The organism is Geodermatophilus nigrescens (assembly GCF_900129495.1).
GTDB lineage: Bacteria > Actinomycetota > Actinomycetes > Mycobacteriales > Geodermatophilaceae > Geodermatophilus > Geodermatophilus nigrescens.
In genome coordinates this window covers 495,121-515,840 of the sequence record NZ_FQVX01000003.1, presented here as the reverse complement: position 1 = coordinate 515,840, position 20,720 = coordinate 495,121, and the positions used below count along the sequence as shown (strand labels likewise).

Annotated in this window: 15 protein-coding genes; 3 read left to right on the top strand and 12 right to left on the bottom strand. The window is 72.7% G+C overall.

Annotated elements, in window-relative coordinates; all coding sequences use genetic code 11:
• Window positions 1–24: 24 nt before the first annotated feature.
• The gene (rpsG, locus tag BUE37_RS16115) at window positions 25–495 is read right to left on the bottom strand and encodes a 30S ribosomal protein S7 (protein ID WP_073421335.1); all 471 of its coding nucleotides are present in this window, start codon (window positions 493–495) and stop codon (window positions 25–27) included.
• Window positions 495–869 carry a 30S ribosomal protein S12 gene (gene rpsL, locus BUE37_RS16110; RefSeq protein WP_012950487.1) on the bottom strand — a complete coding sequence of 125 codons (375 nt, stop codon included), beginning with the start codon at window positions 867–869 and terminating at the stop codon, window positions 495–497. Before rpsL ends, rpsG begins: the two co-directional genes overlap by 1 nt.
• Before the next feature lie 602 nt (window positions 870–1,471).
• Here rpsL and BUE37_RS16105 point away from each other — a divergent pair.
• From BUE37_RS16105 to BUE37_RS16095, 3 genes are all read left to right on the top strand, one after another.
• Window positions 1,472–2,449 (top strand): chymotrypsin family serine protease, encoded by a 978-nt coding sequence (locus BUE37_RS16105; RefSeq protein ID WP_073421334.1) that lies wholly within the window; start codon window positions 1,472–1,474, stop codon window positions 2,447–2,449.
• Window positions 2,450–2,585: 136 nt separating this feature from the next.
• A complete protein-coding gene (locus BUE37_RS16100) occupies window positions 2,586–2,816 on the top strand; it encodes a hypothetical protein (protein ID WP_073421332.1) in 231 nt (76 codons plus the stop codon).
• Between the two features lie 76 nt (window positions 2,817–2,892).
• Complete coding sequence (locus tag BUE37_RS16095; protein ID WP_073421330.1) at window positions 2,893–3,936, top strand: LLM class F420-dependent oxidoreductase; 1,044 nt, start codon at window positions 2,893–2,895, stop codon at window positions 3,934–3,936.
• Between the two features lie 183 nt (window positions 3,937–4,119).
• Here the strand turns inward: BUE37_RS16095 and BUE37_RS16090 are convergent, their stop codons facing one another.
• From BUE37_RS16090 to BUE37_RS16045, 10 genes are all read right to left on the bottom strand, one after another.
• Window positions 4,120–8,025, bottom strand: coding sequence for a DNA-directed RNA polymerase subunit beta' (locus BUE37_RS16090; protein WP_073421329.1), 3,906 nt, complete (start codon window positions 8,023–8,025; stop codon window positions 4,120–4,122).
• 97 nt (window positions 8,026–8,122) lie between these two features.
• A complete protein-coding gene (rpoB, locus tag BUE37_RS16085; protein WP_083628769.1) occupies window positions 8,123–11,632 on the bottom strand; it encodes a DNA-directed RNA polymerase subunit beta in 3,510 nt (1,169 codons plus the stop codon).
• A 357-nt stretch (window positions 11,633–11,989) separates the two neighbouring features.
• Complete coding sequence (locus BUE37_RS16080) at window positions 11,990–12,805, bottom strand: hypothetical protein (protein ID WP_139253009.1); 816 nt, start codon at window positions 12,803–12,805, stop codon at window positions 11,990–11,992.
• Window positions 12,806–12,810: 5 nt separating this feature from the next.
• Window positions 12,811–13,440: a hypothetical protein gene (locus BUE37_RS16075; protein WP_073421325.1), complete on the bottom strand. Its 630-nt coding sequence runs from the start codon at window positions 13,438–13,440 to the stop codon at window positions 12,811–12,813.
• Window positions 13,441–13,498: 58 nt separating this feature from the next.
• On the bottom strand, window positions 13,499–14,767 hold the full coding sequence (locus tag BUE37_RS16070) for an MCE family protein (RefSeq protein ID WP_073421324.1): 1,269 nt from the start codon (window positions 14,765–14,767) through the stop codon (window positions 13,499–13,501).
• On the bottom strand, window positions 14,764–16,026 hold the full coding sequence (locus BUE37_RS16065) for an MCE family protein (RefSeq protein WP_073421323.1): 1,263 nt from the start codon (window positions 16,024–16,026) through the stop codon (window positions 14,764–14,766). Before BUE37_RS16065 ends, BUE37_RS16070 begins: the two co-directional genes overlap by 4 nt.
• Window positions 16,023–17,264: an MCE family protein gene (locus BUE37_RS16060; RefSeq protein ID WP_073421321.1), complete on the bottom strand. Its 1,242-nt coding sequence runs from the start codon at window positions 17,262–17,264 to the stop codon at window positions 16,023–16,025. The genes BUE37_RS16065 and BUE37_RS16060 overlap by 4 nt, the downstream gene beginning before the upstream one ends.
• On the bottom strand, window positions 17,261–18,295 hold the full coding sequence (locus BUE37_RS16055; protein WP_073421939.1) for an MCE family protein: 1,035 nt from the start codon (window positions 18,293–18,295) through the stop codon (window positions 17,261–17,263). Before BUE37_RS16055 ends, BUE37_RS16060 begins: the two co-directional genes overlap by 4 nt.
• Complete coding sequence (locus BUE37_RS16050) at window positions 18,295–19,332, bottom strand: MCE family protein (RefSeq protein ID WP_073421319.1); 1,038 nt, start codon at window positions 19,330–19,332, stop codon at window positions 18,295–18,297. Before BUE37_RS16050 ends, BUE37_RS16055 begins: the two co-directional genes overlap by 1 nt.
• Window positions 19,329–20,717, bottom strand: coding sequence for an MCE family protein (locus BUE37_RS16045; RefSeq protein ID WP_073421317.1), 1,389 nt, complete (start codon window positions 20,715–20,717; stop codon window positions 19,329–19,331). The genes BUE37_RS16050 and BUE37_RS16045 overlap by 4 nt, the downstream gene beginning before the upstream one ends.
• Window positions 20,718–20,720 lie beyond the last annotated feature (3 nt).

Here is a 20,720-nt window from a genome sequence, read left to right as displayed (position 1 = left end):
ACGGGTGTCACCAGCGGGGTGCGACTACCAGCGGTAGTGCGCGAAGGCCTTGTTCGACTCGGCCATCTTGTGGGTGTCCTCGCGGCGCTTGACCGCGGCACCGAGGCCGTTGCTGGCGTCGAGCAGCTCGTTCATGAGGCGCTCGGTCATCGTCTTCTCGCGGCGCGCGCGGCTGTACTGGATCAGCCAGCGCAGGCCCAGCGTCGTGCTGCGGGAGGCGCGGACCTCGACCGGGACCTGGTAGGTCGCACCACCGACGCGGCGGCTGCGGACCTCGAGGGCCGGCTTGACGTTGTCCAGCGCCCGCTTGAGCGTGACCACCGGGTCGGTGTCGGTCTTGGCGCGGGCGCCCTCGAGGGCGCCGTAGACGATCGCCTCGGCGACGGAGCGCTTGCCGTCGACCAGGACCTTGTTCACCAGCTGGGTGACCAGCGGCGACTGGTAGACCGGGTCGGCGACCAGCGGACGGCGCGGCGCGGGGCCCTTGCGCGGCATTAGCTCTTCTCCTTCTTCGCGCCGTACCGGCTGCGAGCCTGCTTGCGGTTGCGGACGCCCTGCGTGTCCAGCGACCCGCGGATGATCTTGTAGCGCACACCCGGGAGGTCCTTCACGCGGCCGCCGCGCACGAGCACCATCGAGTGCTCCTGCAGGTTGTGGCCGACACCCGGGATGTAGGCGGTCACCTCGATGCCACTGGTGAGGCGGACGCGAGCGACCTTGCGCAGCGCCGAGTTCGGCTTCTTCGGCGTCGTCGTGTACACGCGGGTGCACACGCCACGACGCTGAGGGGAGCCCTTCAGCGCCGGGGTCTTGGTCTTCTCGACCTTGTCCTCGCGGCCCTTGCGGACCAGCTGGTTGATCGTGGGCATGGGTGGCCTGGATCTCCTACCTGCGCTGGGTCGTGCTGTGGACGGTTCTGCTCTGCGTGCCGGTACCGGTCCTGCCGGGGCCATCTGCCCTGGTCACGCCCCACCCACCGGCCCCCGCGGTCGGGCGTGTCGCCCTCCCCAGGACCGGCCGGCGGTCGAACCGGACTGGTCGCCCCCCGCGACTCGGCGCCGCCACCTCCGGACACCGTCCACCGTGGACGGCCCACCGGGGCGGACCCGCGGCCAGGAGGAGGACCTCCGGACACCCAGGCGCACCGCGAACGGGAGCAGGCCCAGGGCACCCTGGGCACGGCTGACCACGATACCCGCGGTACCGGGGGCGGTCAAAGCCGGGTCCCGGTCGCCTGGCGGGCGGTCGCCTGCCTGTCCCCGGGGCCCATCGATCCGCACAACGGCGCGGTCGCCGGACCGTATTCCCGGCGCCCGCGCGGGCCGCACGGGGCGGCCCCGGGGTGGCGAGCACCATACCGCGCGACGGCGCCCGCGCCAGCCCTCCGCCACCCGACGCGGGAACGCGCGACTGTCGGTGCCTCCCCCTACCGTCGGTGTCAGGTAAGGCACTCACCGCAACGGAGGTCCCCGTGCTGATCGACTCGGCGCGCGAGCTGAAGGCGCGCCTGTCCGCGCGGCTGGCCGAGGGCTTCCCCCTCGCCACCGCCAGTGGCCTGGGTGGCCGGCCCTGGACCCGGCCGGCCATCGGGTTGACCCCGGTGGCGCCCGGGCGGGCGCACCTGGCCATCCGGGTCGCCGTGGAGGACGACGCCCGCGTGCTCCTCACCGGCCTCGACGACGTGGTCCGCGCCGAGGTCGACGTCCGGGTGACCGGCCCGATACTGCCCCAGGCGCGGCACCGGGCCTCCCCTCCCCCGGCCGACCTGCAGCGGCGCACCCGGCCGCTGGTGCCCGGCCTGTCCGTCGCGCACGCCGCCGTGTCGGCCGGGACGCTCGGCGGCTTCGTGCGGCTCGACGGGCGGCTGGCGGTGCTGTCGAACAACCACGTGCTGGCCGCGGAGGGCGCGGGCGCCGTCGGGGACGCCGTGCTGCAGCCCGGGCCCGCCGACGGCGGCACCGCGGCCGACCGGGTGGCCACGCTGGCCGCTGTCGCGCCCCTCACCGACGGGCCCAACCGCGTCGACGCCGCCGTCGCCACCCTCGACGAGGGCGTGACCGCCGAGCCCGGCGACGTCCCGGGCGGCCCGCTCGGGGCCGCCGTGCCCGACGGGCTGGAGGTCGAGCCCGACGAGGAGGTCGAGAAGGTGGGCCGCACCACCGGGCACACCCGCGGGCGGATCACCGCCGTCGAGGTGGACGGTGTCGCCGTCCAGTACGACGACGGCGTGCACGTCTTCGACGACCAGATCGAGATCGAGGGGCTGTCGGGGGCGTTCTCCTCCGGCGGCGACAGCGGCTCGGTCATCTGGCGCAGCAGCGACCGGGCACCGCTCGCCCTGCTCTTCGCCGGCAGCGGCCGGGGCGGGCGCACCGGCGCCGGGCTGACCTTCGCCTCCCCGCTGTCGACCGTGCTGGCCACGCTCGGGGCGGAGTGGGTCGCCACCTGAGCACACTCCCCAGGTCAGGGGGATGTCGCTCCGGGCGGGGACGAGGCACCATGGGGAGGTGACCGAGCCCGCCCGGCTCCCCGGGGCCTCCCTCGCCCCGGGCACCCCGGCCGGTGGGCCCCAGCGAGGAGCCCGCGTGACCGACCGAGCCGCCGCCCGCGCCGCCAAGAGCGCCCTCGCCACCCAGCTGTCGGCCGCCCCCGGCGTCGTGGGGATCGGCCTGGCCCGGCGGGACAGCGGCTACGTCGTCAAGGTCGACGTCGCCGACGCCGACGCGGCCGGCCGGGTGCCTCGCGACGTCGACGGCGTCCGGGTCGTCACCGAGGTCGTGGGCGTGGTCCGCCCGCTGCGCAGCCGCACCGCCTGAGCCCTCTCCCCCGCCGGGGCACCCGCTACGGTCGCCGGAGGCGCCGACGCGGGCGCCGCCGACCGAAGGAGTGCAGGTGCGCATCGGCATCCAGGCCAGCTACGCCGGGGGTTTCCAGGAGACGGCGGCGGAGATCGTCGACCTGGAGGCCGCCGGGCTCGACCTCGCGATGTGCGCGGAGGTGTACACCTTCGACGCCGTCAGCCAGCTCGGCTACCTCGCCGCGGTCACCCAGCGGGTGGAGCTGATGAGCGCCATCCTGCCGATCTACAGCCGCACGCCGGCGCTCACGGCCATGACGGCGGCCGGCCTGGACTTCGTCTCCGGCGGGCGGTTCACGCTCGGTCTCGGCGCCTCGGGGCCGCAGGTGATCGAGGGCTGGCACGGCGTCCCCTACGACGCCCCGCTGCAGCGCACGCGTGAGGTCGTGGAGATCTGCCGGCAGGTGTGGCGGCGCGAGCGGCTCGTGCACGAGGGGCCGAAGTACACCGTGCCACTGCCGGCCGAGCAGGGCACCGGCCTGGGCAAGCCGCTGAAGCTGATCAACACGCCGGTGCGCGAGCGCATCCCCGTCATGCTGGCCGCCCTCGGCCCCAAGAACGTGGAGCTGGCGGCGGAGATCGCCGAGGTGTGGGAGCCCATCTGGTTCATGCCGGAGCGCGCCGACGAGGTGTGGGGCGACTCGCTGCGGGCCGGCAAGGCCAAGCGGGACGCCGCCCTCGGCGACCTGCAGGTCATCTGCGGCGTCCCCGTGGCGATCGGCGAGGACGTCGACCACCTGCACGACCACGTCCGGCCGCAGCTGGCCCTCTACGTCGGCGGCATGGGCGCCAAGGGCAAGAACTTCTACAACGACCTCGCGCGGCGCTACGGCTACGAGGAGGCCGCGGAGACCGTCCAGGAGCTGTACCTGGGCGGCCGCAAGGACGAGGCGGCCGCGGCGCTGCCCGAGGAGTTCGTCCGCAAGGTGTCGCTCATCGGGCCGGAGTCCTACGTGGCCGAGCGGGTGGCCGCCTACGCCGAGGCCGGCGTCACCACCCTCGCGCTGCAGCCCCTCGACGACAGCCGCGAGAGCCGGCTGCGCACCGTGGAGACCATGCGGACGCTGGCCGACCGGTAGCCCGGCCTTCCGTCACGTGACGCCGGGCGCGTCCTGGCTCACCGTCGCGCGTCCTGGCTCACCGTCGGCCGTGAGCCAGGACGCAGCACGATCAGGCCGGCTGATCGTGCCGCCCCAGCCGGACACGGGAAGGGCCCCGCAGATCTCGCGATCTGCGGGGCCCTTCTCACGTGCTACCGGGGATCAGCCCCGCCAGTCGTACTCCTCGAGGCGCACGGCCTCACCGGAGCCCGACCCGAAGACGTCGGGGCTGTAGTACTGCCCGTCGTCGTACCCGGCCATCGTGTAGACGGCGGCGCGGGCCTCCTCGGTCGGCTCGACCGTGATGTTCCGGTAGCGGCTGATGCCCGTACCCGCCGGGATCAGCTTGCCGATGATCACGTTCTCCTTGAGGCCGAGGAGCGAGTCGCTCTTGCCCTGGATCGCGGCGTCGGTGAGCACCTTGGTCGTCTCCTGGAAGGAGGCGGCCGACAGCCACGACTCGGTCGCGAGCGAGGCCTTGGTGATGCCCATGAGCACCGGACGGGCCGAGGCCGGCTCGCCGCCCTCGGCGACGACGCGGCGGTTCTCGGTCTCGAACAGCGTCCGCTCGACCAGCGCACCGGGGAGGAACTCCGTGGCGCCCGAGTCGATGATGGTCACCCGCTTCAGCATCTGGCGGATGATCACCTCGATGTGCTTGTCGTGGATCGACACGCCCTGGCTGCGGTAGACCTCCTGGACCTCGCGGACCAGGTGCAGCTGCACCTCGCGCGGGCCCATGATCCGCAGCACCTCGTGCGGGTCCACCGCACCCTCGGTGAGCTGCTCGCCGACCTCGACGTGGGCGCCGTCCTCGACCCGCAGCCGCGACCGGCGCGACAGCTTGTCGTAGACGACCTCGTCGGAGCCGTCGTCCGGGGTGATCGTCAGCTTGCGGAACTGCTCGCCGTCCTCGATCCGGACGGAGCCGGCCAGCTCGGCGATCGGGGCCTTGCCCTTGGGGACGCGGGCCTCGAAGAGCTCCACCACACGCGGCAGACCGTGGGTGATGTCCTCACCCGCGACGCCACCGGTGTGGAAGGTGCGCATCGTCAGCTGGGTGCCGGGCTCACCGATCGACTGGGCGGCGATGATGCCGACCGCCTCGCCGACGTCGACGAGCTTGCCGGTGGCCAGCGAGCGGCCGTAGCAGGTGGCGCAGGTGCCGAGCAGCGACTCACAGGTGAGCACGCAGCGGACCTTGACCTCCGCGACGTTCGCGTCGACCAGCTCGCCGATCAGCACGTCGCCCAGGTCCTGGCCGGCCTGCGCGACCAGCGTGCCGTCCTCGGCCACCACATCGGCGGCCAGGGAGCGGGCGTAGACGCTGGTCTCGACGTGCGCGTCCCGGGTGAGGACACCGTCGATGACGGTCGCGATCGGCATGATCACGCCGCGCTCGGTGCCGCAGTCCTCCTCGCGGATGATGACGTCCTGGGAGACGTCGACCAGCCGCCGGGTGAGGTACCCGGAGTCCGCGGTCCGCAGGGCGGTGTCGGCCAGACCCTTGCGCGCACCGTGCGTGGAGATGAAGTACTCCAGCACGGACAGACCCTCCCGGAAGTTGGCCTTGATCGGCCGCGGGATGATCTCGCCCTTCGGGTTGGCGACCAGACCACGCATGCCGGCGATCTGGCTGATCTGCATCATGTTGCCTCGGGCGCCCGAGTTGACCATGACCCAGACCGGGTTGGTGGTCGGGAAGTTGTCCACCATCGCCTGGCTGACCTCGGCCCGCGCGCGGGTCCAGATCTCGATGAGCTCGCCACGGCGCTCGGCGTCGGTGATGACACCGCGCTCGTACTGCTTCTCGATCTGGCGCGCCTCGTTCTCGTGGCGGTCCAGGATCTCCTGCTTGGCCGGCGGGGTGACGACGTCGTCGATGGCGATCGTGACGCCCGAGCGGGTGGCCCAGCGGAAACCGGCCGACTTGAGGGCGTCCAGCGTCGCCGCGACCTGCACCTTGGGGTAGCGCTCGGCGAGGTCGTTGACGATCGCCCCGAGCTCCTTCTTCGGCACCTGGTAGTTGACGAAGCGGTAGTCCTCGGGCAGGGCCTCGTTGAACAGCACCCGGCCCAGGCTGGTCTCGACCAGCGCCGGGGCACCCGGGGTCCAGTCGGCGGGCTGCTCCCACGCGGGGTTGACCTTGCCGTTGTCGACGCCGAACACCTCGTCGAGGCGGATCAGCGCACGCTCCTGCAGGCCCAGGGCGCCCTTGTCGAACGCCATGATCGCCTCGGCCGTCGACCCGAAGGCCGCCGGACGGCCACCGTCGGCCTCGTACCGGCTCTGCACGAGGGTCGTCAGGTGGTACAGGCCGAGCACCATGTCCTGGGTCGGCGCGGTGATCGGGCGACCGTCGGCCGGGCTCAGGATGTTGTTGCTCGACAGCATGAGGATGCGGGCCTCGGCCTGCGCCTCGGCTGACAGCGGCAGGTGCACGGCCATCTGGTCACCGTCGAAGTCCGCGTTGAACGCGGTGCAGACGAGCGGGTGGATCTGGATGGCCTTGCCCTCGACCAGCTGCGGCTCGAAGGCCTGGATGCCCAGGCGGTGCAGCGTCGGCGCCCGGTTCAGCAGGACCGGGTGCTCGGTGATGACCTCCTCGAGCACGTCCCACACGACGGGGCGGGCACGCTCGACCATGCGCTTGGCGGACTTGATGTTCTGCGCGTGGTTGAGGTCGACCAGCCGCTTCATGACGAAGGGCTTGAACAGCTCCAGCGCCATCTGCTTGGGCAGGCCGCACTGGTGCAGCTTCAGCTGCGGGCCGACGACGATGACCGAACGGCCGGAGTAGTCGACGCGCTTGCCGAGCAGGTTCTGGCGGAACCGGCCCTGCTTGCCCTTGAGCAGGTCGCTCAGGGACTTGAGGGGACGGTTGCCCGGGCCGGTGACCGGCCGGCCGCGGCGGCCGTTGTCGAACAGCGCGTCCACGGACTCCTGCAGCATCCGCTTCTCGTTGTTCACGATGATCTCGGGCGCGCCGAGGTCGAGCAGACGCTTGAGCCGGTTGTTCCGGTTGATGACCCGGCGGTACAGGTCGTTCATGTCGCTGGTGGCGAAGCGGCCACCGTCGAGCTGCACCATCGGGCGCAGGTCCGGCGGGATGACCGGCACGCAGTCGAGCACCATGCCCATGGGCGAGTTGCGCGTCTGCTGGAACGCCGCCACGACCTTGAGCCGCTTGAGGGCGCGCAGCTTCCGCTGGCCCTTGCCGTTGCGGATGGTGTCGCGCAGCGAGGCGGCCTCGGCGTCGAGGTCGAAGTCGGACAGCAGCTTCTGCAGGGCCGCGGCGCCCATGCCGCCCTCGAAGTACTCACCGAAGCGGTCGCGCAGCTCGCGGTAGAGGCCCTCGTCGGCGATGAGCTGCTTGACCTCGAGCTTGCGGAAGGTGTCGAGCACCTCCTCGAGGCGGTCGATCTCCCGCTGGGCGCGGTCGCGCAGCTGGCGCATCTCGCGCTCACCGCCCTCGCGCACCTTGCGGCGGACGTCGGACTTGGCGCCCTCCGCCTCGAGCTCGGCCAGGTCGGCCTCGAGCTTCTGCTGGCGGGCCTCGACGTCGGCGTCGCGCCGGCTCTCGAGGTTGTGCTTCTCCGCGCTGATCTCGGCCTCGATGGTCGGGAGGTCGCGGTGGCGCGCCTCGTCGTCGACCGAGGTGATCAGGTAGGCGGCGAAGTAGATGATCTTCTCGAGGTCCTTGGGCGCCAGGTCGAGCAGGTAGCCCAGGCGCGAGGGGACGCCCTTGAAGAACCAGATGTGGGTGACCGGAGCGGCCAGCTCGATGTGACCCATCCGCTCGCGGCGGACCTTGGCGCGGGTCACCTCGACGCCGCAGCGCTCGCAGATAATGCCCTTGAAGCGGACGCGCTTGTACTTGCCGCAGTAGCACTCCCAGTCCCGGGTGGGACCGAAGATCTTCTCGCAGAAGAGACCGTCCTTCTCCGGACGGAGCGTGCGGTAGTTGATGGTCTCGGGCTTCTTCACCTCACCGTGCGACCACTGGCGGATGTCGTCGCCACTGGCCAGACCGATGCGGAGCTCGTCGAAGAAGTTGACGTCGAGCACTGAGTGGACCCCTTTCCCGGGGCTCGGTTGGTGCACTTCTAGCTGTTGTCGGAGGGGCGCCGGCCGGCCCCGTCACGCGGGGCCGGCCGGCCGCCGATCACACGTCCTCGACGCTGGAGGGCTCGCGGCGGCTGAGGTCGATGCCCAGCTCCTCCGCGGCCCGGAACACCTCGTCGTCGGTGTCACGCAGCTCGATCGCCTGCCCGTCGCCGGAGAGCACCTCGACGTTGAGGCACAGCGACTGCAGCTCCTTGAGCAACACCTTGAACGACTCGGGGATGCCCGGCTCGGGGATGTTCTCGCCCTTGACGATGGCCTCGTAGACCTTGACGCGGCCCAGGATGTCGTCGGACTTGATGGTCAGCAGCTCCTGCAGCGCGTAGGCCGCGCCGTAGGCCTGCATCGCCCAGCACTCCATCTCACCGAAGCGCTGGCCACCGAACTGCGCCTTACCACCCAGCGGCTGCTGCGTGATCATCGAGTACGGGCCGGTCGACCGGGCGTGGATCTTGTCGTCGACCAGGTGCAGCAGCTTCAGGATGTAGACGTAGCCCACCGAGATCGGCTCGGGGAACGGCTCGCCGGACCGGCCGTCGAACAGCCGGGCCTTGCCGGTCTCCTGGACCATCCGGTCGCCGTCGCGGTTGGGGATCGTCGACCCGAGCAGGCCGATGATCTCCTCCTCGCGGGCGCCGTCGAACACCGGCGTCGCGGTCCGCGTGCCGGGGTCGGCCTGGCGCGCCTGCTCGGGCAGGTTGGCCGCCCACTCGGGGGTGCCCTCGACCTGCCAGCCGGACTTGGCGATCCACCCGAGGTGGGTCTCCAGCACCTGGCCGACGTTCATCCGGCCGGGGACACCGAGCGGGTTGAGCACGATGTCGACCGGGGTGCCGTCGGAGAGGAACGGCATGTCCTCCTGCGGCAGGATCTTCGCGATGACGCCCTTGTTGCCGTGGCGGCCGGCGAGTTTGTCACCGTCGGAGATCTTGCGCATCTGGGCGACGTAGACCCGGATCAGCTCGTTGACGCCGGCGGGCAGCTCGTCGCCGTCCTCGCGCGAGAACACGCGGACGCCGATGACCTTGCCGGACTCACCGTGCTTGACCTTCAGCGACGTGTCGCGGACCTCGCGGGCCTTCTCGCCGAAGATCGCGCGCAGCAGCCGCTCCTCGGGGGTCAGCTCGGTCTCGCCCTTGGGCGTGACCTTGCCGACGAGGATGTCGCCGGGGACGACCTCGGCACCGATGCGGATGATGCCGCGCTCGTCGAGGTCGGCGAGGACCTCCTCGGAGACGTTCGGGATGTCCCGGGTGATCTCCTCGGCACCGAGCTTGGTGTCGCGGGCGTCGACCTCGAACTCCTCGATGTGGATCGAGGACAGGACGTCGTCCTGCACGAGGCGCTGCGACAGGATGATCGCGTCCTCGTAGTTGTGGCCCTCCCACGGCATGAAGGCGACGAGCAGGTTCTTGCCCAGCGCCATCTCGCCCTGGTCGGTGCACGGGCCGTCGGCGATGACCTGGCCGACCTCGACGCGCTGGCCCTCGTCGACGACGGGGGTCTGGTTGATCGAGGTGCCCTGGTTCGAGCGGCGGAACTTCAGCAGGCGGTAGGTCTGCCGGGTGCCGTCGTCGGCCATGACGGTGACGTAGTCGGCGGTGGAGTCCTCGACCACGCCGGCCTTCTCGGCCACCACGACGTCGCCGGCGTCGACGGCGGCGCGCAGCTCCATGCCGGTGCCCACGAGCGGGGCCTCCGAGCGGAGCAGCGGCACGGCCTGGCGCTGCATGTTGGCGCCCATGAGCGCGCGGTTGGCGTCGTCGTGCTCGAGGAACGGGATCATCGCCGTCGCGACCGAGGTCATCTGCCGCGGCGAGACGTCCATGTAGTCGACGTTCTCCGGCGCCAGGTAGTCGACCTCGCCGCCCTTGGTGCGGACCAGGACGCGGTCCTCGGCGAAGCGGCCCTGCGCGTCGAGCGGCGAGTTCGCCTGCGCGACGACGAAGCGGTCCTCCTCGTCGGCGGTCAGGTAGTCGATCCGGTCGGTGACCGTGCCGTTCTCGACCCGTCGGTAGGGGGTCTCGATGAAGCCGAAGGCGTTGACCCGGCCGTAGGCCGACAGCGAGCCGATCAGGCCGATGTTCGGGCCTTCCGGCGTCTCGATCGGGCACATCCGGCCGTAGTGGCTCGGGTGCACGTCGCGGACCTCCATGCCGGCCCGCTCACGGGACAGACCACCGGGACCCAGCGCCGACAGGCGGCGCTTGTGGGTCAGGCCCGCGAGCGGGTTGGTCTGGTCCATGAACTGCGAGAGCTGGCTGGTGCCGAAGAACTCCTTGATGGAGGCGACGACCGGCCGGATGTTGATCAGGGTCTGCGGCGTGATCGCCTCGACGTCCTGGGTCGTCATCCGCTCGCGGACGACGCGCTCCATGCGGGAGAGGCCGACCCGGATCTGGTTCTGGATCAGCTCGCCGACGGTGCGCAGGCGGCGGTTGCCGAAGTGGTCGATGTCGTCGACGCCGTGGTCGGGCTCGCCGGCGTGCAGGCGCACGACGTACTCGATGGTGGCGACGATGTCGTCCTCGGTCAGCGTCGAGGTCGGCTGGGGCACCTCGACACCGAGCTTCTTGTTCACCTTGTAGCGGCCGACCTTCGCCAGGTCGTAGCGCTTCGGGTTGAAGAAGAGGTTCTCCAGCAGGGCCTGGGCCGACTCACGCGTCGGCGGCTCGCCCGGCCGCAGCTTGCGGTAGATGTCGAGCAGGGCCTCGTCCTGCCCGGCGATGTGGTCCTTCTCCAGGGTGGCGAGGACGGTGGGCGACCACTGGAAGTGCTCGCGGATGCGGTCCTCGGTCCAGCCCAGCGCCTTGAGCAGCACGGTGACCGGCTGGCGGCGCTTGCGGTCGATGCGGACGCCGACGGTGTCGCGCTTGTCGACGTCGAACTCCAGCCACGCACCGCGGCTGGGGATCACCTTGGCGCTGAAGACGTCCTTGTCGGAGGTCTTGTCCAGCGTCTTGTCGAAGTAGACGCCGGGGCTGCGGACGAGCTGGGAGACCACGACGCGCTCGGTCCCGTTGATGACGAACGTGCCCTTGTTCGTCATGATCGGGAAGTCACCCATGAACACCGTCTGCGACTTGATCTCGCCGGTGGTGTTGTTCATGAACTCGGCGGTGACGAACAGCGGCGCCGCGTAGGTCATGTCCTTGTCCTTGCACTCCTCGAGGGACGCCTTGACGTCCTCGAAGCGCGGGTTGGAGAAGGACAGCGACATCGAGCCGCTGAAGTCCTCGATCGGGGAGATCTCCTCGAGGATCTCGGCGAGGCCGCCGACGGCGGAGGCCTGCTCCTCGGGCGAGAGGGTGGCGCGCCACTCGGGGCTGCCGACCAGCCAGTCGAAGGAGGCGGTCTGCAGGGCGAGCAGGTCCGGGACCTCGAGGGGCTCGGAGATCTTCGCGAACGAGACCCGGAGGGGGGCCCCGGGGATCTTCTGCTGGTCGGCCTCACCGGTGCGGGGGCCGGCCTGGGGAGTCTGGTTCTGCTGGCCGTAGCCGCCGGACTCGGTGGTGCTGGGGGAGATGCTGGTGGGGCGAGAGCCTGCCAAGATGCGTCCTTCCAAGGACCTCACGACGTGCGGGCGGGGGTGCGGGTTCGTCCTGGGTCGTCGTCGGTTTCGGCGGGGCTGCCGACGGCGTCCGGCCCGCGCGGTCGACCGGGTGCCGGGTGATCCCGGGCACCCCACTCGACCCGGCTCGGCGGGCAGGCAGTCAGGGGGCAGCGCAACAGAGAACCCTACCCCTGCTCGTCAGCGCTGTCCACGTCGGGGGTGGGGGGACCCACGCCACACTCCCGGGAAGGACAGCACCTCCGCAACACCGGCGGTGGGCCGCGGCACAGATGATGCCAGTCGGACCGCCCCGTTGTCTCCGCCACGCCGCACGGGGCCCGGGCGGCCCGGCGGTCAGCTGGTCGTGAGCAGCGTCAGGTCGCTGATCCGCCAGTCGCCGTCGACCCGGGTCATCGCGACCTGCACGGTCTGCGTGCACGACTGCGCGCCCTCGGGCGTCACGGTGCACTCCGACCCCTCGGGCGGGGCCTGGGTGCCGCTGGTGACCGACTCGACGACGTACTGGCCGAACACCACGACCGTGGCGGAGTCCTGGTCGTCGGAGACCTGCTGCAGGCCGACGTCGAGGACCTCGTAGCGCGTGGTGGCCGACACCTGCTCGTAGGTGTCGAGGATCCCGCCCTGGGAGAGGTCGCGCTCGTACTGGTCGCGCAGGTCACCGGTGAGGACGTCGAGCTTGCGCTGCACGCTGCCCTCGGAGTCCTGGTAGTCGTAGGCGTAGAGCGCCTGCACGTTCTCGCGGGCGGCGCTGAACACCGTGGCGGATACCGTCGACGGCTCGGCCCGCTGCCAGGCGAGGACGGCGACCGCGGCGGCGGCGAGCACGCACAGCACCGCCAGGACGGCGACGAGGGGCAGCGCCCGGCGCCGGCGGGCCGGGGCGGCCTCGCGGGCGGGCCGGGTGCGCCGGGCGGAGGCGCCGGACCGCGCGGGGCGGCGCCCCTCCCCCGCCGGCGCCTCCGCCGGCGAGGTCGGCGCGGGAGCGACGGCGGCACCGGCCGCGGGACTCCCGGCCTCGGGGCTCTCGGGCGCCGGGCGGGGCTCGTCGCGGTCGCGGCGGCTCCCGGCCACGCGCGGCCGCGGCGACGGACGCGTCGCGGCGCGCGGTCGCGGCGTCGGGCGCGGGCGGTCCTCGGGGGTCTCGGGCACGCCGGTCACCTCCCCTGGATCCCGGACAGCACCCAGCGGCCGTCCTCGCGGACGAGCTCGACCTGGATGCGGTAGCGCAGCACCTGGGCCTGCGGGCTCGCTGTGCTCTGCTGGGTGGACTGGAGGACGAGCAGCACGGTGCCGCTGTCCTCGTCGGCGGCGACGACGCCGGCGCCGACGACCTCGGTCTGCACCACGGCCTGCGCGTCGACGAGCTCCTGCCGCCGGTCCTGCAGCTGGGCGAGGGACTCGTCGCGCAGGTCGCCGGTGGCCACGCGGCGGACCTGCTCGATGTCGTCGTCGATGGTGACCGCGTCGAAGGAGGTCAGGTCGACCACGCCGGAGCGGGCCGCCTGCAGGACCTCGACGTAGGTGTCGGTGCGCACCGGGGAGTCGGTGTCGCCGCGGAACAGCGGCAGCGCCAGCCAGACGCCGGCCGCGACCAGCGCGACCAGCAGGACGGCGAGCACCGGGACGAGCGGCAGCGACGGCCGCCGGCGCCGCGGCGCGGCGTCGTGGACCGACGAGCCCTCGGCCTCGGGGGCGGCGTGGCGGGACCGGCGCCCTCCGCCGCGGCCCTCCTCCACCGGGGACGCGACGGTCCCCTGCTCCGAGTCCTGCCCCGTGCGGGTCACCGCGTCCTCCTCTCGTCCTGTACCGGTTCGGTTTCTCTGGGTGACGAGCATGCCTGACCTAGCCCTGGGTCCGTGCGAAGGGGGAGGCGCCGAGCAGCCCGCCGACGACGTCGTCGAGCACCGCGGCGCCCGGTGCGCCGGCGCCGGGCTGCCCCTGCGGGCCGGGCGACCCGACGCCGCCGTCGCGGCCGATGTTCTGCTCGCCGCGGATGTTGGAGCCGCTCTCGTCCACGCCGTCGCCCGGCGAGGGGTCGACGCCGTCGACGACGTCGCAGCCGACCGCGTCGACGTCGACGGTGGCCACCGAGCCCGGCGTCGGCGTCTGCCCGGTGGAGACGTAGCCGCTGGTGCAGGCGCGCGGGTCGTCGCTGCCCAGGACGAGGCCGAAGTGGGCGCGCAGCGTGCCGCCGTCGTTGCGGACGACGCTGAAGCCGCCGCTGACGACGTCGGGGTAGGTGACCAGCAGCTGCTCGACGCCGTCGAGGCGCGGGATCGTCACGCCGTTGAGGACGTCGAGGCCCCGCACCAGCGACCCGAGTCCCGGCCCGGCGTCGTCGACGAGCCGCTGCAGCGCGGCGCCGGCGTCGGGGGCGTTGACCACCAGGCCGCGCAGGTCGGGGTCGATGTCGACGAGGGTGTCGCTGACGGCGCGCAGGTCGGCGGCCCACTGCTCGATCGCCGAGCGGCTCGCGGCCTGGGTCTCCAGCACCGTGCGCCCGTCGGTGATGAGCCGCAGCGTCTCGGGCAGCGACTCCTCGGCGCGGGCGAGCAGCAGGTCGCCGTTGTCGATGAGGCGGGTCAGGTCGTCGCCGGCGCCGGCGAAGGCCCGGCCGAGCTCGTCGACCACCACCCGCAGGTCCTCCGCGTCGAGCGAGGTGACCAGCTCGTCCACGTCCAGCAGCAACTGCTCGACCGGGACGGGGATCGCCGTGCGCGACTGCGGGATGACCGCGCCGTCCTCGAGGTACGGCCCGTCGGCGGTGGCCGGTCGCAGGTCGAGGTACTGCTCGCCGACGGCGCTGCGGGTGGCCACGACCGCGTCGGTGTCGGCCGGGATCGGGTCGGCGCCGGGCTCGATGGTCATGGTCACGCGGACGCCGTCGTCGGTGAGCTGCATGTCGCTGACCCGGCCGACCGCGACGCCGCGGTGGGTGACCTCGGCGTTGACGAAGACGCCGCCGGAGTCGGCGAAGTCGGCGGAGACGTCGTAGCCGCTGCCGAGCAGCACCCGGTCCAGGCCGACGTAGGTGAAGCCGACGTAGGAGATGCCGAGCAGCGCCACCGTCGCGAAGGCGAGCAGCTGCAGCCTGACCCTGCGGGTGATCACGAGCCGCTCCCGGGCACCGGCGGCAGGCCCACGAGGCCCGCGTCCGCGGGCTGCCCGCCGAGGACGGTGCCGGCCAGGCCGCCGAGGACCGGCGCCGGCGACGGCGCACCCGGTCCGGCGGGGGCGGCGCCTCCCGCGGCGTTGGACGGCGGGGTGCCGGGCGTGCCGCACTCGGCGCCCACGAGGTCCTGCGGCTCCAGCGTCTCCAGGCCGCCGGTGACCGGGTCGACCACGTAGCGGCAGAGCAGCTCGGACAGGTCGAGGTTGAGGTTCGCCGTCATGTTGGTGAACAAGCCGTACCCGCCGGTGCGCGCGTCGGGCCGGTACTGCAGCGCCGACAGCGAGCTGGCCGGGAAGGGGTAGGTGAGCAGCAGGTCCAGCGACTCGGCGAGGTCGGGCCCGGCCGCGGCGAGCTGGGACAGGATCGGCTGCAGCAGCTGCAGGTCGGCGACCGTGTCCGCCCCGGCCTGCTGGATCACCCGGGTGCCGACGTCGCCGAGGCGGGCCAGGCTGCCGAGCATCGACACGAGCAGGTCGCGCTGCTCGGTGATCACGTCGAGGCCGGGGCCGATGGTGTCCAGCGCGGTCTCGATCGTGCCGGTGCGCGCGGCGAGCGACGCGGTGAGGGCGTCGACGCTGTCCAGCGCCCGGTCGATCTCCTCGCGCTGGTCGTCGAGGCCGGCGATGAACGTGTCGAGCTCGGTGAGGGTCCGCCGGATGGCGTCCTCGCGGCCCTCGAGCGCCACGCCGAGCTCGCGGCTGATGGTCTGCAGCTGCGCGAGCCCGCCGCCGTTGAGGACCAGCGACAGGGCGCCGAGCAGCTCCTCGACCTCGACGTTGCGGTTCGTGCGGTCCAGGCCGATGCGCGCGCCGTCGGCCAGCCGGCCGGCGGGCTCCTCGCCGCCGGGGGCGGCGAGCTCGACGTACTTCTCCCCCAGCAGCGAGGACTGCTGGACCATCGCCACCGCGTTGGCCGGCAGCTCGACGTCGCCGTCGACCTCCACGGTGACCACCGCGGTCCAGTCCTCGCCGAGCGCGATGTCCTCCACCCGCCCGACGGGGACGTCGGCCACCCGGACGCCGGCCTGCGGCACCAGGTCGAGGACGTCGAGGAACTCGATCTGCACGGTGTAGGGGTCCTCGCCGGTGTCGGCGCCGCCGGGGAGGTCGAGGGAGTACGCGCCGCGGAAGCCGCAGCCGGACAGCAGCAGCGCACCGGCGGCCAGCGCGGCCGCCCGGCGGCGGGCGGGGCCGCTCACCGCTGGCCCCCGACCGGCGGCAGGCCGACCAGCGGGGTGCCGCCGGCGGCGGGGGTGGCGGCGGACCGGCCGAACAGGGTGCCGAGCAGCTCCTGCAGGTCGGGCACGCCGTTGCCGTTGAGGTCGTCGAGCTGCCCGTCGTTGCCCGGGTCGCCGGAGAGCAGCCGCACGCAGATCTGCTCGGTGGGCGGCAGCTGCAGGAAGGCGGGCAGGTCGGTCAGCGCCACGCCGCCGAGCTGCAGCCGCCCGGCCTGCGCCAGGAGCTGGCAGACCATGACCTCCGGGTTGGTCGAGCCGAGCGAGTTGTCCCGGGTGTCGAGGGTCCCGTAGTCGGGGTTGTAGGCGTGCGCGATGTTGCCCAGGGCGGCGGGGGCGACGTCGAGCACCTCGGCCAGCGCCTGGCGCTGCTGCACGAGGGTGAGGGTGACGTCGGCGAGCCGGTCGACGTTGGTCGTCAGCAGCGTGGTGTTGGTCTGCACGAAGCTCGCGATCTCCCCGAGCGCCTGCGAGAGCAGGGCGACGGCGGCCGCGAGGTCCTCCCGCTCGCCCTCGAGCTGGGCGGCGACCGCGGCCATGTCGGCGTTGAACTGGCCCACCTGGGCGTCGATGGAGGCCAGCGCCGAGGTGAAGGTCTGCAGGTTCTCCACCGACCCGAACAGGTCGTCGCGGTTCTCCGACAGCGTCCGCACCGCCTGGGAGAAGCCGGTGAGCGTGCGGTCCAGCGCGCCGCCGTTGCCCTCGAGGTTGTCGGCGCCGACGGCGAGCAGGTCCGACAGGGCGCCGTCGGCGTTGGCGCCGGTGGGCCCGAGCGCCGCGGAGAGCTGGTCGAGGGCGCCGTAGACCGCGTCGAGCTCGACCGGGGTGGCGGTGCGCGAGAGGTCGAGCTCCGCGCCGTCCTCCATCGTCGGGCCGCCGTCGTAGACCGGGGAGAACTGCACGTACCGGTCACTGACCAGTGAGGGCGCGAGGACGACGGCGTCGGCGTCGGCCGGGATGTCGTACTGCTCGTCGACGAGCATGTCGACGCGCACCCGGTCGCCCAGGGGGACGACGGCGGTGATCTCGCCGACGTCGATGCCGAGGACGCGCACGTCGCCGCCCTCGTAGACGCCGACGGCCTGGCCGAAGTACGCGGTGACCCGCATCTGGCCGGCCGGGCGCAGGACCGTCCAGCCCAGCGCGGCCACCAGGACCGCCGCGGCGGCCAGCGCCACGCCGCGCTGCAGGGTGCCGCTCACTGCCCCTCCCCGCAGGAGACGAGGCCGCCGGGCGCCTGCGCCGCGCCGCCGCACAGCACCGAGCCGACGGCGCCGGGCAGCAGGTTCTCGACGAAGCTGTCGAACCAGCGGCCGTTGCCCAGGGTGTTGGTGAAGACCCGCACGAACGGCGCCAGGTCCGCCACCGTCTCCCCGAGCGCCTGCCGGTTGCGCGACAGGATGTCGGTGACCGTGGCCAGCTGCTGCAGCGCCGGGGTGAGCGCCTCGCGGTTGTCGGCGACGAGGCCGGTCAGCTGCCCGGCGAGCGTCTGGGTGTTCGTGAGGATGGCGTCGATGAGCGCCCGGCGCTCCTGCACCTCGGTGAGCAGGGTGTTCGAGTCGAGGACGAGCCGGGTGAACTCGCCGTCGCGGTCGGCCAGGACGCGGGTGACGTCCTCGGTGGCCGACAGCAGCTCGCGCAGCTGCGCGTCGCGGGAGGCGATGGTGTCCGAGAGCCGGGCCAGGCCGTCGAGAGAGGCGCGCACCTCGTCGGGGGTGTCGGCGAAGGTCTCCGCGAGCACCTCGAAGGAGCCGGCCAGCTGGGCGGTGTCGATCTCCCCGACCGTCGTGGACAGGTCGGCGAAGGCCTCGACGACGTCGTAGGGCGAGGCGGTCCGGGTGAGCGGGATGCGCTCCTCGGGGTCCAGCGGGGACGCCCCGCGCGGCACGAGCGCCAGGTACTTGGCGCCGAGGACCGTCTCGATCCTGATGGCCGCCTCGGAGGCGTCGCCGACGAAGGCGTCGCGGACCCGGAACGCCACGGTGACCGCGCCGTCCTCCAGGGACAGGCTCTCGACCTGCCCGACCTTGACGCCGGCCACCCGGACCGGGTCGTCGGGGCGCAGGCCCGCGGCCTCGGAGAACTGGGCGCGGTAGACGGTGCCGCCGCCGATGAGCGGCAGGTCCTTGGCGTTGAAGGCCAGCAGCACCAGCAGCGCGATGAGGGTGAGGCTGACCGCGCCGATGACCACCGGGTCCCGGTCCCGGAAGGGCGTGCTCGCGCGGCGGGCCATCAGCAGCCCCTCGCGCCGGAGGACAGCCCGCCCGCGGGGACGGTGCTCGGCTCCGCGGACCCGGGCAGGGTCACCGAGCCCGACGCCCCGCACAGGTAGAAGTTGAACCAGGAGCCGTTGACGGCGGTCCGCGTGATCAGGTCGATCTTCGACGGCGCGAGCTGCAGGAACTCCTCCAGGACGTCGCCGGAGTCGGCGAGGTTGCCGGCCAGGCTGCCGAGCTGCTCGACGTCGGCGGCCAGCGGGGCGCGGGCGTCCTCGAGCAGGCCGGCCGTGCTGACCGCCAGCCCGTCGATGGTCTGCAGCGAGTCGAAGATCGCGTCGCGGTCCTGCGCCAGGCCGCTGACGAACTGCTGCAGCGAGACGACGAGCGAGGACAGCTGCTCGTCGCGCGCCGCGACGGTGCCCATGACGGTGGTCAGGTTGTCGATGACGCTGCCGATGACGGCGTCCTTGTCCGCCAGCGACGACGTCAGCGAGGCCACGTGCCCGAGCAGGCTCTCGACGGTGCCGCCCTCGCCCTGGAACACCTGGATGACCTCGTAGGACAGCCGGTTGACGTCCTGCGGGGACAGCGCCTGGAACAGCGGCTGGAACCCGCCGAACAGGGTGGTGAGGTCCAGCGCCGGCCGCGTCTGCGCGAGCGGGATGGTGGCGCCCTCCGCGAGGGTGGCCCCGGCCGAGCCCTCCCCCTCGGTGAGCGCCACGTAGCGCTGCCCGACGAGGTTGCGGTAGCGGATGGTGGCCTGCACCGAGGTGGGCAGCGGGACCTCCGCGTCGACCTCGAGGGACACCTCGGCCACCGGGCGCTCGGTCCGGTCGGAGAGCCCGATGCCGGTCACCTGGCCCACCCGGACGCCGGCGATGCGCACCTCGTCGCCCTCGACCAGGCCGGCGACGTCGCTGAACTGGGCGCGGTAGCCGAGGGACTCGCCGTACCCGGCGTTGGTGATGGTGGTGACCAGGACGTAGCTGGCCAGCACGGTGACCAGCGCGAAGACGGCCAGCTTGGTCAGCGGCGCGGCGAGGCCCCTCATCGCAACGCCACCTGGGTCCCGCGCAGCAGCGGCGCCATGGTCGAGGCGGCGAGGTCGGAGACCCGCGCCGGCTCGGTGCCGGTCTGGTACCCGAGGATGCTGCGCACCAGGTCGAGCTCGGCCGTCGACCCGGGCAGCGCGCCGGGCACCGAGTCCCCGAGGGAGGCGGCGACCGCGTTCGGCTCGCCGGAGCCGGCGGGGACGTCGGCGGGGCCGCGCCCGCCCAGGCACGTGGGGTTGCCGCTGAAGGGGTTGTCGGCCGAGTCGACGCCGTCCTGCGGCGGCGCCGGGCAGTAGTACTCGCCCCGGTCGGCCGCGGCGATGATGGCGTCGATGTCGTCGAGGCCCTGGCAGTCGGGCCCCGACCGGTCGAGGTAGGCCGGCTGGTCGCCGGGCTGGTAGGCGTTGCGGGGCGGCAGCGTCACGACGATGTCCAGGTTCAGAGCGGGGTCGCCGTCGCCGCCGAAGGCCTCGGTGATCATCGGCGTGAACCGGGCGAGCCCGTCGAGCAGGCAGGGGTAGACCGGCGAGTACTCGGCGAAGGTGCCGAGCACCGGCCGGGAGGTGGCGGCCAGCGAGATGAGGCTGCGCTCGTTGGCCTCCAGGAAGCCGGCCGCGGTCGCCGAGGAGCCGCCGACGACGGTGAACGTGCGCCGCAGCTGCTCGGACTGGTCGACCAGCGTCTGCGACGTCACCGCCAGGTCGTCGAGGACCGCGAGCAGGTCGTCGGCGGCCGAGTCGTAGGTGTCGGCGACGTCGGCCAGGCCGCTGATGTCGGCCTGCAGCTCGGGCAGCACGGTGTTCAGCTCGCCGACGTAGCTGCCGACGGCGGCCAGGTTCTCGCCCAGGCGCTCGCCGCGGCCGCGCAGCGCGGAGGCGACGGCACCGAGCGTGTAGCTGAGGTCCTGCGGCTCGACGGCGCGCAGCAGCGGCAGCAGGTCGTCGATCACCCGCTGCAGTTCGACCGCGTTCTCCGTGCGGTCCTGGCCGATCTCCGCGCCGTCGGCCAGCCGCTCCGGGGAGGGCTGGTCGGGCACCACCAGCGACACGTAGCGCTCGCCGAACAGCGTCTTGGGCAGCAGCCGGGCGGTGACGTCGGCGGGGATCTGCTCGAGGAACCGCGGCCGGATGCCCAGCTCGATGGTGGCGCCCTCGGCGCTCGCCTCGACCGAGCGGACCTCGCCCACGATGACGCCACGGACCTTGACGTCGGAGGTCTCCTGCAGTTGGTTGCCCACGGTGTCGGCGCGCAGCACGACGCGGGCGGTGTCGGTGAACGCCTTCTGGTACAGCGCCACGGTCAGGGCCAGCAGCAGCGCCAGGACGACGAGGAACGCCACGCCCTGGAGACGGCGGCGGACGACCGCTCCCCTGCCCCCGGTCACCGG

What these genes read in the sequence shown, in the direction of transcription:
- BUE37_RS16055 (WP_073421939.1), bottom strand. Translation starts at nt 18,295, where the DNA reads ATGGCCCGCCGCGCGAGCACGCCCTTCCGGGACCGGGACCCGGTGGTC.
- rpsG (WP_073421335.1), bottom strand. Translation starts at nt 495, where the DNA reads ATGCCGCGCAAGGGCCCCGCGCCGCGCCGTCCGCTGGTCGCCGACCCG.
- BUE37_RS16050 (WP_073421319.1), bottom strand. Translation starts at nt 19,332, where the DNA reads ATGAGGGGCCTCGCCGCGCCGCTGACCAAGCTGGCCGTCTTCGCGCTG.
- rpsL (WP_012950487.1), bottom strand. Translation starts at nt 869, where the DNA reads ATGCCCACGATCAACCAGCTGGTCCGCAAGGGCCGCGAGGACAAGGTC.